The organism is Acetobacterium malicum subsp. dehalogenans DSM 11527 (genome assembly GCF_000472665.1).
Lineage (GTDB): Bacteria > Bacillota > Clostridia > Eubacteriales > Eubacteriaceae > Acetobacterium > Acetobacterium malicum.
The window spans coordinates 45,068-60,995 of the sequence record NZ_AXAC01000003.1; the positions used below are offsets into that span (position 1 = coordinate 45,068).

At 42.8% G+C, this 15,928-nt stretch carries 11 protein-coding genes and 1 tRNA gene; all 12 read left to right on the forward strand.

Annotated features, from left to right (window positions below; translation table 11 throughout):
• The first annotated feature begins 62 nt into the window (after positions 1-62).
• The 12 genes from A3KS_RS0100260 (at position 63) to iorA (ending at position 15,928) form a co-directional block, all read left to right on the forward strand.
• Entirely contained in the window at positions 63-2,534 is a 2,472-nt protein-coding gene (locus A3KS_RS0100260) for a DNA translocase FtsK (protein WP_026393171.1), read from the forward strand.
• A 6-nt stretch (positions 2,535-2,540) separates the two neighbouring features.
• Positions 2,541-3,920, forward strand: coding sequence for a 30S ribosomal protein S12 methylthiotransferase RimO (gene rimO / locus A3KS_RS0100265; RefSeq protein WP_026393172.1), 1,380 nt, complete (start codon positions 2,541-2,543; stop codon positions 3,918-3,920).
• A complete protein-coding gene (pgsA, locus tag A3KS_RS0100270; RefSeq protein ID WP_026393173.1) occupies positions 3,904-4,443 on the forward strand; it encodes a CDP-diacylglycerol--glycerol-3-phosphate 3-phosphatidyltransferase in 540 nt (179 codons plus the stop codon). The genes rimO and pgsA overlap by 17 nt, the downstream gene beginning before the upstream one ends.
• 59 nt (positions 4,444-4,502) lie before the next feature.
• A complete protein-coding gene (locus A3KS_RS0100275) occupies positions 4,503-5,744 on the forward strand; it encodes a competence/damage-inducible protein A (RefSeq protein ID WP_026393174.1) in 1,242 nt (413 codons plus the stop codon).
• A gap of 61 nt (positions 5,745-5,805) precedes the next feature.
• Complete coding sequence (gene recA, locus A3KS_RS0100280; protein WP_051355556.1) at positions 5,806-6,891, forward strand: recombinase RecA; 1,086 nt, start codon at positions 5,806-5,808, stop codon at positions 6,889-6,891.
• 174 nt (positions 6,892-7,065) lie between these two features.
• Positions 7,066-8,610 carry a ribonuclease Y gene (gene rny / locus A3KS_RS0100285; protein WP_026393176.1) on the forward strand — a complete coding sequence of 515 codons (1,545 nt, stop codon included), beginning with the start codon at positions 7,066-7,068 and terminating at the stop codon, positions 8,608-8,610.
• A 214-nt stretch (positions 8,611-8,824) separates the two neighbouring features.
• A complete protein-coding gene (locus A3KS_RS0100290; protein ID WP_026393177.1) occupies positions 8,825-9,628 on the forward strand; it encodes a TIGR00282 family metallophosphoesterase in 804 nt (267 codons plus the stop codon).
• A 72-nt stretch (positions 9,629-9,700) separates the two neighbouring features.
• The gene (gene purB / locus A3KS_RS0100295; RefSeq protein WP_026393178.1) at positions 9,701-11,134 is read left to right on the forward strand and encodes an adenylosuccinate lyase; all 1,434 of its coding nucleotides are present in this window, start codon (positions 9,701-9,703) and stop codon (positions 11,132-11,134) included.
• A 94-nt stretch (positions 11,135-11,228) separates the two neighbouring features.
• Positions 11,229-11,304, forward strand: a tRNA-Trp gene (locus tag A3KS_RS0100300).
• 295 nt (positions 11,305-11,599) lie between these two features.
• Positions 11,600-12,967 carry a citrate/2-methylcitrate synthase gene (locus A3KS_RS0100305; RefSeq protein ID WP_026393179.1) on the forward strand — a complete coding sequence of 456 codons (1,368 nt, stop codon included), beginning with the start codon at positions 11,600-11,602 and terminating at the stop codon, positions 12,965-12,967.
• A gap of 233 nt (positions 12,968-13,200) precedes the next feature.
• Positions 13,201-14,172 carry a phosphate acyltransferase gene (locus A3KS_RS0100310; protein WP_026393180.1) on the forward strand — a complete coding sequence of 324 codons (972 nt, stop codon included), beginning with the start codon at positions 13,201-13,203 and terminating at the stop codon, positions 14,170-14,172.
• A complete protein-coding gene (gene iorA / locus A3KS_RS0100315; RefSeq protein ID WP_026393181.1) occupies positions 14,147-15,928 on the forward strand; it encodes an indolepyruvate ferredoxin oxidoreductase subunit alpha in 1,782 nt (593 codons plus the stop codon). The genes A3KS_RS0100310 and iorA overlap by 26 nt, the downstream gene beginning before the upstream one ends.

Here is a 15,928-nt window from a genome sequence, read left to right on the forward strand (position 1 = left end):
TACGATCGTATAATTTAAATTTGACTCATATAAATTCGTGTAACCTAAATTCGAGGAGTATAATGGCAACAAATAAAAACACTACAAAAAAAACAAATCAGAATAAATCAAATAAAAGTAAAGCTAAAAAGAAATCTGCCCCCAAAACGGTGAAGCGATTTTCGATCAGCAATATGGCAATCGGGATCTTCTTAATTATTTTGGGAATCTTTTCGATTTATGCCTATATCGACTTTAATGCCGGGATGGTGGGTAACTTTGTCAGCCTGGCCTTCAGCTATTGTTTCGGTGCGCTCACTATTTTCATGTCACTTTTCATTGTTACCCTTGGGGTGGTGCTGTGTCTGAATAAAATTGAGGATTGGGCAACAACATTTGTGTTAGTCTTTTTATTGTTTGTCAACACGATGATCGGCTTTACAGTTAACGCCCCCAATCTGATGGACTATAGTATTCCTGAGCTGTTCAGCTTAGCTCAGTACGGCCAATATGGTGGTATTATCGGGATTTTGTTGGCAGTGCTATTTATTAAACTGTTTGCTGTCAAAGGCACGCTGCTGCTGGTTATTATAAGTTCGGCAATTATCTTAATTTTCATTTTCCGAAACAGGCTAAAAAAATATTTGAATCAAATCAAGGATAAAAGTCAAAACGCACCGCCACTTAAAGATCGCCTGAAAGATCGGATTGATGTAATCCGGGACAAACAACGAATCAAACAAGAGGTTAAAGCCACTAAGGAACGAACCTCGGAAACCACATTGATCCCAATGGTCGGTGATTATGATGACAATGCACCATTGTTTGAGCCCTATCAGATCAATGAGTCTAATCAGCCTCATCAGAGCGCTGAGAAACCTTTATTTGAACCGGTAACGGGGGTCATCCCACCGGCAAAAAAGAAAACCAAACAAGATCCTTTTGGTTTTATCGAAGAAGATGCGGATGAACCGGAAACGCCCATGAAAATTCATGAAAACTTCTTAAAGCCACCTAACTTTGACGATTTCGGATCCCCTAAAAAGGATTCTGATAAAGCATTAGAAAAAGAAAAAAAAGCTGATGATGAAACAAAGGTATTAGACTTATCAGCCGTCAGTTTCGAAACAGCCGTTGCGGAATATACCTTTCCATCCTTAGATCTTTTAAACCCGCCGGCCATTAAAAAGAAATCAAAAAAAGATGATGTCATTAAAAAAGCGAAGATCATCGAGGAGACCTTGAAGAATTTTGGGGTAAAAGCTAAGATCGTCGAGGTCAATGTCGGTCCCAGTATTACCCGGTTTGAATTACAACTTGATCCGGGGGTCAAGGTCAATAAATTTGTTAATCTGTCCAGCGATTTAGCCCTTAGTCTGGCCACCTCCGATATCCGCATTGAAGCCCCGATTCCCGGGAAAGCGGCGGTTGGCATTGAAGTACCGAACGATATTTCGGAAATTGTCGGCCTGCGGGAAATTATTGAGACCCCGCAATTTATCAATAGCAAAAGTCCCTTGACCTTCGCCCTGGGTAAAACCCTTTCAGGCGAAAATGTCATTGGCGACATCGGTAAGATGCCCCATGTGCTGATTGCCGGGTCGACCGGATCCGGTAAAAGTGTCTGCATCAACAGCATCATTGTCAGTCTGATCTTTAAATCATCGCCGGAAGAGTTGCGTTTTATTATGATCGATCCCAAAATGGTGGAACTGAATCAATACAACGCCATTCCGCATCTGCTGATACCGGTGGTGACTGATCCTAAAAAAGCATCCTATGCCCTTAACTGGGGGCTGAAAGAAATGACCGATCGTTATATGCTCTTTAAAGAAGCCGGCGTCCGGGATATTGAGGGCTATAACGAACAGATGACCCAAGCGGGCGCAAAAAAACTGCCGCGGATTGTGATTGTCATCGATGAGTTGGCCGACCTGATGATCACCTCACCAAAAGAATGTGAGAATGCCATCTGCCGGATCGCCCAGTTGGCAAGAGCCTGCGGGATCCATCTGATCATCGCCACCCAACGTCCTTCGGTGGACGTTATCACTGGCTTAATTAAAGCCAATATCCCCTCGCGGATTGCCTTTTCAGTGGCCTCAAACACCGATTCCCGGACCATTCTTGATACCGGCGGGGCTGAAAAACTGCTTGGAAAAGGGGATATGCTGTACTATCCGGTTGGACAATCGAAACCGACTCGGGTACAATGTACCTACGTATCCGATGCGGAGATCAATGCCGTTATTGATGCCGTGAAGATTAAAAAGGGGATGCAATATGATGCTGCCATCGAAGAAGCCATTTCCCAGGAACCTGAAGAAAAACCGCAAAGTCGGGAAGGGGACGTTCTGCTGGAAGATGCCCTCAATATCGCCTTTGAATACAATCAATTGTCAACCTCGATGCTCCAGCGAAAATTACAGGTTGGTTATGCTCGAGCGGGACGAATTATTGATGATCTCGAAGAACGGGGCATTATTTCCGGTCCCAACGGCAGCAAACCCCGGCAAATTTTAATTACGGAAGATGAATTTAAGAAAAGAGAGTAGGTAAATATGAAGACACTTCACATGACGACTTTGGGATGTGATAAAAATACCATTGACTCAGAAATGATGCTGGGTTTAATTGAAGAAAAAAATTATGATATTATTGATGATCCCCAAGCGGCCGAAATTATTATTGTCAATACCTGTTGTTTTATCCAATCGGCAAAAGAGCAATCGATCGATTACATCCTGGAATACGTTGAGTATAAAAATTCGGGGTCATGTCAACTGCTGATTGTGGCCGGCTGCATGGCCGAGCGATACCATCAGGAGCTGGCAGCGGAAATACCCGAAGTCGACGGATTTTTGGGAGTTGGTCATTTCGACAATATTCTCGATTTAATCACTGCTCTGGAAACCAAGTCTGATTCGGATCAGCCGGATCAGATCGGTGACGATGAAAAAAGGAATGCGCAGCAGTTTTTCGGCGACATTGATAAAACCATCATCGAAGCCCGGCGCTATATCCCGGCCGGCACGGTGTCGACCTTCGTCCGCATCAGTGAGGGTTGCGATCACGGCTGTACCTATTGCGTGATTCCCAAGATCCGGGGCAAATACCGCAGTCGCCACAGCCAGGAGATTTTTAATGAACTGCGCGTCCTCCAGGAAAAAGGGATCAAAGAAATTATTCTGATTGGACAGGACATTGCGCCCTATGGCAGCGATCTGGATGAAGGTTTAGACCTGCCCGCACTGCTGGAAAAAATTGCCACGGAGTTTAATTTCACCTGGATCCGGATGATGTATCTCTACCCGGAAGGCATCACCGACAAATTGCTGGCCGTTGTCAAACAATATCCGGCGATCTGCCAATACTTCGACATTCCGCTGCAGCATCTGAATGATACGGTTTTAAAACGGATGGGCCGAAAGATGAGCTTTGCGCAAATCAGCGATCTGATTCACAAAATCCGAACGAATCTGCCGGACGCGGTGCTGCGAACCTCAATCATCACCGGCTTTCCGGGTGAGACCGCGGAGCAGCATGGCGACCTGATTAAAAAAATTAAACTGTTGCCTTTTGATCATTTAGGGGTATTTAAATATTCACAGGAAGAAAATACCCCGGCCGCTGAATTTGACAATCAAATTTCCGAAGATGAAAAAGAAAAACGCTACAATGAAATTATGATCACCCAGCAAACTATTTCACATGCCAATAAACAGCGTTTTATCGGTAAAACCCTGCCAGTGCTGATCGAAGGCGTGGAAGAAGAGTCATGCTTTGGCCGTTTTTATGGTGATGCCCCGGAAATCGACGGAACTGTTTTTGTCGACAGCAACGATACCCCCTTAACAATCGGAAACTTTTATTCCGTTAAGATAGTCAATGCCTTAGAATATGATTTGATAGGAGATATTGAAAATGAATTTACCAAATAAGATTACCGTTGTCAGAATGGTCATGATTCCTTTCTTCATCGCAGCGTTACTGATCGATTTTCCCTACCATCAGCCCCTTGCCGCCGCCTTGTTTATTATCGCCTCGTTAACCGACAGTCTCGATGGTTATCTGGCGAGAAGTCGAAACCTGGTTACTGATTTTGGCAAATTCATGGATCCGCTGGCAGATAAATTACTGGTTTGCTCAGCCCTGATCTGTTTTGTCCAGTTAGGTTCGGTTCCAGCCTGGATGGTTATTATCATCATTGCCCGAGAATTTGCCATCACCGGCTTACGTTCATTGGCTGCCGCCGATGGGATTATCATTGCCGCCAGTAAATGGGGGAAAGCCAAAACGATTTCCCAAATGATTGCCATCATCCTGATTCTTTTTGGCAACTGGCCATTCTCACTGATCAATATCCCGGCGGCGACGATTATGATGTATGTTGCTACCATTCTGACCTTGTATTCCGGAATTGATTACATTATCCTGAATAAAAAAGTATTCCGTTCTATGTAAGGGATCGAGCAATAATTAATTGTGCATAAAACCGTTAACACTTTGAAAGGAAACAAATAATGAAATGTGAATTGATTTCTGTCGGCACTGAGCTGTTAGTGGGGGATACTCTTAACACCAATGTCCAGTTTTTATCCCGGGAGTTGTCCCTCTTAGGTATTCCAGTGTATTTTCACACAACCGTTGGCGATAACCCAAAACGTTTGGAAGAAGCGGTCAGAATTGCCTTTAACCGTAGTGATCTGATTATCACAACCGGTGGGCTGGGACCTACCCAGGATGATTTAACCAAAGAAGTTATCGCGGAACTTTTTAAAAAAAAGCTGATTCAGGATGAGAAGACTAAAGAAGATCTGCTGCAATATTTTGTCAACCGTGAGTTTACCATGACCCCTAATAATCTTAAACAGACTTTCATCCCGGAAAGTGCCGAGATCTTATTTAATCCTTGCGGCACCGCTCCGGGGATTCTATTAAAAGAACAGGGCCGGATGATTATCATGCTTCCGGGACCACCACGAGAAATGACCCGGGTTTTTGAAGAAGCGGTCTTACCGATCTTAAAACATGACAATAATCAGCTGGTGATCTCCCGTTATTATAATTTATCGGACATTGGCGAATCAGCAGCTGAAGATCGCCTGTTGGACCTGATCGATACCCAGGTCAATCCAACCATTGCCACCTACGCCAAGATGGGCGAAGTGCTGATCCGAATTACTGCCAACGGCAATGATGAAAATGAAATGAACGCCTTACTTGATCACTATGAAGAGATTATGCTATCTCGATTTGAAGATAATATCTTTTCATTTTCTAAAGATTCGCTCCAGATCACTGTGTGTAAACTATTATTGGAAAGAAATATCACCCTGGCTACCGCCGAATCCTGTACCGGCGGTTTGATAGCCTCCCAAGTGACCGAATACCCGGGTATCTCCAAAATTTTCGGAACCGGTTTGGTGACCTATTCAAATGAAGCGAAAATCAATCTGTTAGGGATAAAAAAAGAAACGCTTGATACATATGGCGCGGTCAGTAATGAAACTGCCATAGAAATGTGTGAAAACCTGCAAAAGATTTCGCAAGCGATGCTGTGTGTTTCGGTAACCGGAATTGCCGGCCCAGATGGAGGCAGTGCCGAAAAGCCGGTGGGACTTGTCTATATCGGGGTTTGCTTTGACGGAAAAACCGACGTTTATCACTATCACTTTAATGGTGACCGAAAAATTGTCCAACAAAAAACTGCCAATAAAGTCTTTCATCTGATTCGAAAAACCATAGTTGACAAATCCAAATAAAATAGATATAATAAAAAAAGAGCAAGAACGAATGTTCTAATAAAGAATAGGATGGTTACAAATGGCTGAAAAAACGAAAACAAATAATAATGAAGAATTAACAGATAAACAAAAAGCTCTGGACGCGGCTCTGAAAAATATTGAAAGAAGTTTTGGCAAAGGTGCCGTAATGCGTCTGGGTGATGATGCGGCCAAATTAAATGTGGAAGTCATTTCAACCTCTTCCATCGGTTTGGATATGGCACTGGGTGTCGGCGGTGTCCCCCGGGGACGCGTTGTCGAAATCTATGGTCCGGAATCTTCAGGTAAAACGACGATCGCTCTGCATATCATTGCCGAAGCCCAAAAAGCTGGCGGAAATGCCGCCTTTGTTGATGCCGAACATGCGCTGGATCCCACCTATGCAAAAGCATTGGGGGTTGACATTGACAATTTGCTGGTGGCCCAACCGGATACCGGTGAACAGGCCATGGAAATTGTTGAAGCCCTGGTCAGAAGTAACGCCATTGACGTTGTGGTTATTGACTCCGTTGCGGCTTTGGTGCCCCGGGCTGAAATTGACGGTGAAATGGGCGATTCCCACATGGGACTCCAGGCTCGTTTGATGTCTCAGGCTTTGAGAAAACTGACCGGGGTAATAAAAAAATCGAACACGACAACGATCTTCATTAATCAGTTGCGAGAAAAAATCGGAGTCATGTTTGGTAATCCAGAAACAACAACTGGCGGAAAGGCACTTAAATTTTATGCTTCAGTGCGAATCGATGTCCGTCGGATTGAATCCCTGAAAAAGGGTACTGAAATTGTTGGTAACCGGACCCGGGCTAAAATTGTCAAGAACAAAATTGCACCGCCGTTTAAGCAGGCAGAGTTTGACATCATGTATGGCAAAGGAATCTCCAAAGAAGGTGATCTACTCGATGTCGGTGTCGATTTCGGAATTGTTGATAAGTCGGGATCCTGGTTTTCTTATAATGAACAACGCTTGGGACAAGGCCGGGATAATTCAAAAGAATATCTGATGGCTAATCCAGAAGTTGCCAATGCCATCGAAAAAGAAATACGTGAAAAGAATGCCGCGAGTAAGATTGTTGCTGAACCTGAAGACATCGAAGAAAACTTGATGGATGATGAAGATATTGAATAATAAATGAATTAAGCGGGAAATCTATTCAAAAAAGAACCTTTTAGAGGTTCTTTTTTTGAATTCTTAAAAATAACCCCTTTGAGTGATCTTTGTTTCTTGACACTATTTTCAAAAGAGTATAAAATATAGATCATGATGAGTAGATTAAAAACATAGCAAATAGTTTATAAGGAGGTGAAAATTATAGACATACTAACAATTATTTTATTCATTGGTATCATCGCAGCTTTTGTGATTGGTTATTTTGTACGCAAGAATATTGCCGAAGGCAAGATCAAGAATGCTGAATTGACCGCTACAACAATTGTGAATGATGCCGTTAAAGAAGGCGAAACTTTAAAAAAGGAAATTCTGTTTGATGCCAAGGAAGAATCCCTGAAATTAAAAGAATCCCTTGAAAAAGATAACCGCGAACGTCGAGCCGAGCTTCAAAAACTTGAAAATCGATTGATTCAAAAAGAAGAAAATCTTGAGAAGAAACTAACCAATTTAGAACGCAACGAAGAAGCCCTTACTAAAAGAGGGAAAGAAGTTGAAAAGAAAAAAGAAAAAGTGGATAGCTTGTATGACGAACAGGTAAAGGAACTTGAACGGATATCCGGTCTTACTTATGACGAAGCAAAAGAAATTCTGCTTGAAGACATCAGTAAGGATACCCGACGAGAAGCGGCTATCATGATCCGCCAAATCGAGGTTGAATCAAAAGCTGTTGCTGATAAAAAAGCAAAAGAACTGATTGCCCAATCCATTCAACGTTGTGCTGCCGATCACGTGGCAGAGCAAACCATTACCGTCGTCAACTTACCAAATGACGAAATGAAGGGCCGTATTATCGGTCGAGAAGGTCGAAATATCCGTACATTGGAAACATTAACGGGGATTGACCTGATCATTGATGACACCCCAGAAGCAGTTATTCTTTCCGGTTTTGATCCCATTCGCCGGGAAGTCGCCAGACTATCCTTAGAAAAACTTATCATTGATGGTCGCATCCATCCGGCCAGAATTGAAGAGATGGTTAAGAAATCACAAAAAGAAGTCGAAAACCATATCAAAGAAGTTGGGGAACAAGCTTGTTTTGATACTGGAATTCATGGCCTGCATCCTGAGATTGTACGACTGTTGGGACGGCTGAAATACCGGACCAGTTATGGTCAAAATGTATTAAAGCATTCGATTGAGGTTTCCCATCTGGCTGGTATTATGGCAGCGGAATTGGATGGTAACATTAAGGTCGCTAAACGAGCAGGATTATTACATGATATTGGAAAAGCTATTGATCATGAGGTCGAAGGTCCCCATGTTGAAATCGGAGTCAATGTACTAAAGAAATACAAAGAAAATAAGAACGTTATTCACGCTGTCGAAGCTCATCATGGTGATGTTGAAGCGCGAACAATGGAAGCAGTTCTGGTTCAATCAGCAGATGCCATTTCAGCAGCACGACCTGGCGCCAGAAGAGAAACCCTGGTTTCCTATATCCAACGATTACAGGAATTGGAAACCATTGCCATGTCGTTTGAAGGCGTTGAGAAATCGTATGCGATTCAAGCTGGACGTGAAGTGAGAATTATGGTTAAACCAAACGAAGTTGATGATGATGAAATGATTTTATTGTCACGTGATATTGCCAAGAAGATTGAAGCAGAAATGGAATATCCCGGAAACATTAAGGTTAATCTGATTCGTGAAACTAGAGCAAGTGACTACGCTAAATAGTCTGAAGTTGTCGATAAACTACCGTACCGACCAATTGTTAATCTGTTGTTCGCCGCGGAATCGGACAGGCTTTGCCGTGTCCGCTCCGATGCGTACAACATGATGTAACAATTGTCGGTACTGCTTTATCGGTATAGTCGACAGCATCAAGAGTAAGGGGAGATAATCTCCCCTTTTTTTAAGCCGTTTTCTTAAGCAGGTAGAAGGATAAATTATGAATATATTAATACTGGGTGATGTCTATGGCCGACCCGGACGAAGAATTTTAAAGGACCAACTAACCCATTTAATTTCGGAGCATCAAATTGATTTTACCATCGTCAATGGTGAAAATGCTTCCGCCGGAAATGGACTCTCGACCAAAAATGCCAGGGAATTGTTGAATTTACCAATCGATGTCATTACCATGGGGAACCATGTCTGGCAGCAAAAAGAATTATTGGAAACAATCGCGGACTTTCCTCAAATTATCCGGCCCCTGAATTATCCGGAGCCATGTCCCGGTAAGGGCTATGATTTTTTTAGCTGTGAATTAAAAAATGGTGTTACAAAAAAAATCGGTGTTGTCAATTTATCCGGTCAGATTTTTATGCCCAACCTGAGTTGCCCTTTTAATACAATGGCGCCGCTGATGGATACATTAAAAAAATCGGCGGATCTGGTGATCATTGATTTTCACGCCGAAGCAACCTCAGAAAAAATTGCCTTTGGTTATTTTATGGATGGCTGGGCCACCGCAGTTTACGGAACCCATACTCATGTTCAAACCGCCGATGAGCGAATTTTGGAAGGTGGAACCGCCTATATTACCGATATCGGTATGACTGGACCTATCGATGGGGTGATCGGTGTTGATCGCCAGATTATTATCGATACGATGCTGACCAAAAGACCCAATCGCTTTGTGACTGCCACCGGCAACGTTCAAATCAATGGGATCATCCTGGCAATCGATGAAATTGAAAATAAGGTGAGTAAAATCACTCGATTATATGAAACCTACGAAGTCGAAAAGTAAGTGACTGATTCATCGAATCCTGACCTTATCGAAGCTGTGATTTAACTGTGAAAGGAATAAACGAAAATTATTATGAAAGAATATTATGAAAACCCCTTAATCGAACGTTATTCATCAAAGGAAATACTCCATATTTTCTCTGCGGACAACAAATTTCAAAACTGGCGAAAGTTATGGGTGGCCCTGGCCGAAGCCGAACGCGAACTGGGTCTTAATATTACCGAAGAGCAGATTGCTGAGCTTAAAGCAAACATCACCAACATTGATTATGAACTGGCTGCAAAAAAAGAAAAAGAACTGCGCCATGATGTCATGGCTCATGTTCACACCTATGGCGCCCAATGTCCTAAAGCTAAAGGCATTATCCATCTTGGCGCGACCAGTGCCTATGTCGGTGATAATACTGATGTCATTGTCTACACTGAAGGATTGCTGCATGTTCGTAAGCAACTGATTAATCTGATTAACCATCTTTCCCACTTTGCAAATACACACAAAGATTTACCAACATTAGGCTTCACCCATTTTCAACCAGCCCAATTAACCACTATCGGCAAACGGGCGTGTTTGTGGATTCAGGATTTATTAATGGATTTAGCCGATCTTGATCACGTCATCAGCAATGTTAAACTGCTAGGGGTTAAAGGAACCACTGGTACCCAGGCAAGTTTTATGGAACTTTTTGATAATGATCATCAAAAAGTGAAGCGCCTGGATGATCTGGTCGCCGAAAAAATGGGGTTCAAAAAATCATATGCAGTCAGTGGACAGACCTATTCAAGAAAATTTGATTCCCAGGTGCTGAACGTCCTAAGTGGCATTGCTCAAACGCTGACTAAATTTGCCACCGACATCCGCCTGCTTCAGAATTTAAAAGAGGTCGAAGAACCGTTCGAAAAAAATCAGATCGGTTCATCAGCAATGGCATACAAACGTAACCCGATGCGATCAGAACGGATCTGTTCGCTGGCCCGTTATGTGATTGTCAATTCTCTTAATCCGGCCTTAACGGCCTCGGCACAGTGGTTTGAGCGGACTCTGGACGATTCAGCCAACAAGCGGATCAGTATTCCCGAAGGATTTTTAGCTACTGATGCGATTCTAATGATTGCTATGAATATATCGGAAAACCTAGTTGTTTATCCCAAAGTCATCCTTCAGCACATCAACGCCGAGCTTCCGTTTATGGTCACCGAAAATATTATCATGGAAGGTGTCAAACGGGGTGGGGATCGTCAAGATCTTCATGAAAAAATCAGAGTCCTCTCCATGGAAGCAGGTCATACCGTTAAAGTCGAAGGGAAGCCCAATGATTTAATCGACAGAATCCTTAAGGATCCATCGTTTAATCTCAAAGCTGAAGATGTTGATGCCCTTCTGGATCCCATCCTTTACGTTGGCAGAGCACCCCAGCAGGTTGATGATTTTATTAGCGAAGAAGTTAATCCAATCCTGGATGCTAACCAGGAATTGCTTGATTTAAACAGAATTGACTTAAAAGTCTAAGTGATGCAGCGTTGTATTAACAAATAAGTAAAAAAATAAATATAGCTATTGACAAGTACCGCGCCAGCAATTATAATATAGTAGTTGCTGTTGTAGGGGTATAGCTCAGCTGGTAGAGCAGTGGTCTCCAAAACCACGTGCCGAGGGTTCAAATCCTTCTGCCCCTGCCATTTTAATGAAATTTAACTTCGACTCGTTTGAGTCGAAGTTTTTTTTAGTTGCGAAACAACCAACGTCGCTTAGAATTAATTAAGTGGTAAAGAATAAAAATAATTCAAATAATGAAAGAAATATAATTAAACTTTCATATTTTCGAAAATATTCATATTATTTACGGGAACTAAAGAAAAAAAAGGGATTATTTCTGATTGTCTTTCAAAAATGCAAAAAATAGTTATAAATTAACTTTATCTGGATCCTGTTTTAAGGTATAATTATAGAAAATAAGTGAGATAGAGGAGATTGATGATGAATCGTATTTTTTCGGAAATTACCCCTGAAATTATAGAGTATAGTGAATTATGTGTAAAAAATAGCTACATCGAACCTGAATTATATAAAAAATATCAAGTGAACCGTGGTTTGAGAGATTTAGACGGAAACGGTGTCTTAACTGGCTTGACTGAAATATCAGAAATCCAGGCTTATGTCTTTGAAGAAGGCAAGAAAATTGGGACTGAAGGGAAATTGTTTTATCGCGGTGTCGACGTTGAAGAAATGGTCGATGGCTTTGTTAAAGAAAAACGTTTTGGCTTTGAAGAAGTTGTCTATCTGTTGCTATTTGGTGATCAGCCAAGTCGGGAGGAACTGGGTAGTTTTACCAAAGTTCTCGGTAATTATCGGAGCTTACCAACCAGCTTTGTTCGTGACATCATTATGAAGGCGCCAAGTTCTGATATGATGAACACCCTGGCGAGAAGTGTGCTGACACTTTTTTCTTATGATGACAACGCCAGTGATGTGTCAATTCCCAATGTTTTGAGACAATCGCTGGAGCTGATTGCCTTATTTCCATTATTGGCAGTCTATGGTTATCAGACCTATAAACATTATCATGATGATCAGAGTCTATTTATTCATCAACCCCAACCAGAGCTGTCAACCGCCGAGAATATTCTTTATATTCTGAGACCAGATAGCCAGTATACGGAGCTGGAAGCACGAATACTGGATATCGCGCTGGTCCTCCATGCCGAACATGGCGGTGGGAATAACTCGACCTTTACTACCCATGTGGTTTCATCTTCCGGCACCGATACCTATTCGGTTATTGCCGCCTCGCTGGGTTCATTAAAAGGACCGAAACATGGTGGTGCCAACATTAAAGTAGTCGAAATGTTTGCTGATATGAAGAAAACCTTAGACGATTGGACCGACGAAAAACAGGTGCGTCAATATCTGGTCGATCTACTCCACAAACGAGCCTTTGACAATGCCGGTCTGATTTACGGTATGGGTCATGCCATCTATTCGGTATCGGATCCCCGGGCCAATGTATTTAAAGGATTTGTCCGCAGCTTATCGGAAGAAAAGGGCTTGCATGATGAGTTTGAACTCTATTCAATGGTCGAACGTCTGGCCCCTGAAGTAATCGGCGAAGAACGAAAAATCTACAAAGGCGTCAGCGCCAATGTCGATTTCTACAGTGGCTTTGTTTACAGCATGCTGGGATTACCACTGGAACTCTTTACCCCGATTTTTGCCATCGCCAGAATTGCCGGTTGGAGCGCTCACCGTCTTGAAGAACTGATCAATGCCGGTAAAATTATTCGTCCCGCCTATATGAATGTCAGCGAACGACGAGCTTACGAACCATTAGACGAACGAAAATAGTTCCTTAATTTGAGGATCTGTTTTGACAGCAAGAAAAAATATCTCCGTGTTTGTATAGTCTTCCTGATCTGTTCTGTGCTAGAATAGATCAGGAAGCTTTTTTTATCACAAATTTTATTTTACGGTGTTCAGCATCAGTCAGAGATTGTCCAGAAGTAATTGTAACAAAATTGTTTCTTTATTATGGGTTTGAATTAGTGTATAATATTTCATATGAAAAAAATGAGGTTAAGATGTTTGATAATTTTAAGGACATTGGTGAATCGGTGAAGTGTGGCGAAAAGGGAACCCTGGTTGTTGCCGCCGCTGCGGAAGGTGACTTGTTAAAAGCCCTTGCCATTGCAAACGAATTATATCTGAGTCACATTATTCTAGTTGGTAGTCGAACGAAAATCGAAACGATCAGTCGTGATGAAAGCATCGACGTCAGTAATATGGAAATCATCGACGTCGCTGACACGGCGGTAGCCTGTCAGAAGGCTGTGTCACTGGTACACCATGGACAGGCTGATTTTATTATGAAGGGTTTAGTGGATACCTCTGTCTTTCTCAAAGCTGTGATCAATAAGGCTGAGGGGTTGATGGTTGGCCGCCTCTTGAGTAGTATAATGATGGTCAGAATCACGTCGTATCACAAATTTTTGATTCTGTCTGATGGCGGAATGATCATTGATCCAGATCTGGTGAAAAAGCAAGGGATAATTGCGAATACTGTCGATTTTGCGCGACTGCTGGGTATTTCTCCGATTAAGGTCGGCTGTCTGGCAGCCAAAGAGAAGGTTAATCCCAAAATGCCGGCAACTGTGGACGGCGCAGCATTAAAACAATTATCTCAACACCAGTATTTTGGCGCTGATGTGCTGGTTGAAGGTCCCATTGCGATGGATCTGCTGATCTCTCAAAAAGCCGCCCAGGTCAAGGGTTATGAATCGGATGTCGCCGGCGATGCCGATGTTATTATCATGCCAAATATTGAAACCGGTAATGCAATCATAAAAGTAATGACTCATTTGGGTAATGCCCAATTGGGAGGGATCGTAATGGGTGCCTGTGCACCCATTATTTTAACATCCCGATCGGATTCTTATGAAAATAAATTAAATTCCATTATCCTGGGGGCATATCTAACCCAGAGAATGGGCAATTGTCACCAAATCAGAGAGGAGCATCAAGAAAGAAATGAAGCTATTATTAACAGGAAATGAAGCCATCGCAAGAGGGGCCTGGGAGGCTGGGGTAAAGTTTGCCACAGCCTATCCGGGAACACCAAGTACTGAAATTTTAGAAAATGTGGCTACTTATAAGGAAATTGTCTCCGAATGGGCCCCCAATGAAAAGGTCGCCCTGGAAGCAGCGGCTGGAGCATCTATCGGTGGCGTCAGAAGCTTATGTGCGATGAAACACGTGGGGGTCAATGTTGCCACCGATCCATTGTTTACCTTTGCTTATCTGGGGGTTAACGCCGGGTCAGTTCTCGTCACAGCTGACGAACCAGGCATGCATTCATCTCAAAACGAGCAGGACAACCGTAATTATGCTCGTCATGCCAAAGTTTGTATGTTTGAACCATCAGACAGCCAGGAAGCTAAGGATATGCTTAAAGAAGCGTATGCCGTCAGCGAAGCCTACGACATGCCAGTATTATTTCGAATGACCACCCGGGTATGCCACTCCAAATCAATTGTCGACTGTAGCGACCGGGTTGAAGTAATGGATAAGCCTTACGAAAAGGATATCCGGAAATATTGCCCGCTGCCGGCATTTGCTCGCGGCATGCAGGTTAAGCTAGCCGATAATTTTAAGCGACTGGAAGACTATTCCAATAATTCGCCATTTAATTATATTGAAGATAATGGTGCTGATATCGGTATTATCGGATCTGGGGTGGCCTATCGTTATGCCAAGGAAGTGTTTGGGAAGACCGTTTCTTATTTAAAAATTGGCTTTAGTTATCCACTGCCGATGGAAAAAATTGCCGCCTTCGCCAAGGGGAAAAAGACCCTTTATATATTTGAAGAAAACGATCCGATTATGGAAACCGAAATCAAAGCGGCTGGAATTGACTGTATCGGCAAAGAAAAATTGCCTGCTATGGGAGAGTTGACTCCTGATCGTGTCCGTAAAGCCCTCTTAAACGAGGAAGCTCAAATTATTGAACCAAACCCAGAAATGGTATTGCCACGACCTCCAGCGCTGTGTGCCGGATGTCCGCATCGTGGCGTTTTTTATGAACTGGGGCGTCGCAAAGATCTGATGATTTTCAGTGATATTGGTTGCTACTCGTTAGGACTAATGCCTCCTTACAATGCTACTGATGCCATGATTTGTATGGGCGCCAGCATCAGTGCCGGCCATGGCGTTCAAAAAGCCTTTGACATTAAGGGCGATCATTCAAAAAAAGTGGTGTCGATCCTCGGCGATTCAACCTTTTTCCATTCTGGCATTACCAGTCTGATGGATGTCACTTATAATAAAAGCAATACCCTGACCATTATCCTGGATAATCGCATTACCGGCATGACTGGTCACCAGCAGAATCCCGGTACTGGGTACGATTTAATGGGCGAAGCTGCGCCAATGATCGACATTGAAGCGATGGTTAAAGCCTGTGGCGTCAAAAACCTGATTTCCATCGATCCCAATAATTTGACCATTGTTGAAGAAGCGATTGAATGGGGTCTTAACATCGAAGGACCCGCTGTCATTATTACCCGTTGGCCCTGTGTTCTTAAAAAGTTCTCAGCCCAGGATAATAAGGAGTTTCCGACGGCTTTTAAAATGGTTGCAACCGTCGATGTGGAAAAATGCATTGGCTGTAAAAAATGCCTGAAGTCCGGTTGCCCGGCGTTAGCATTTGATCGCGCTAATAAAAAATCCGGCATTTTAAAAGAAACCTGTGTTGGCTGTGGTGTTTGTGCTCAGATCTGTCCCAAACAAGCCATTAATGTGGAGGTGAGATAG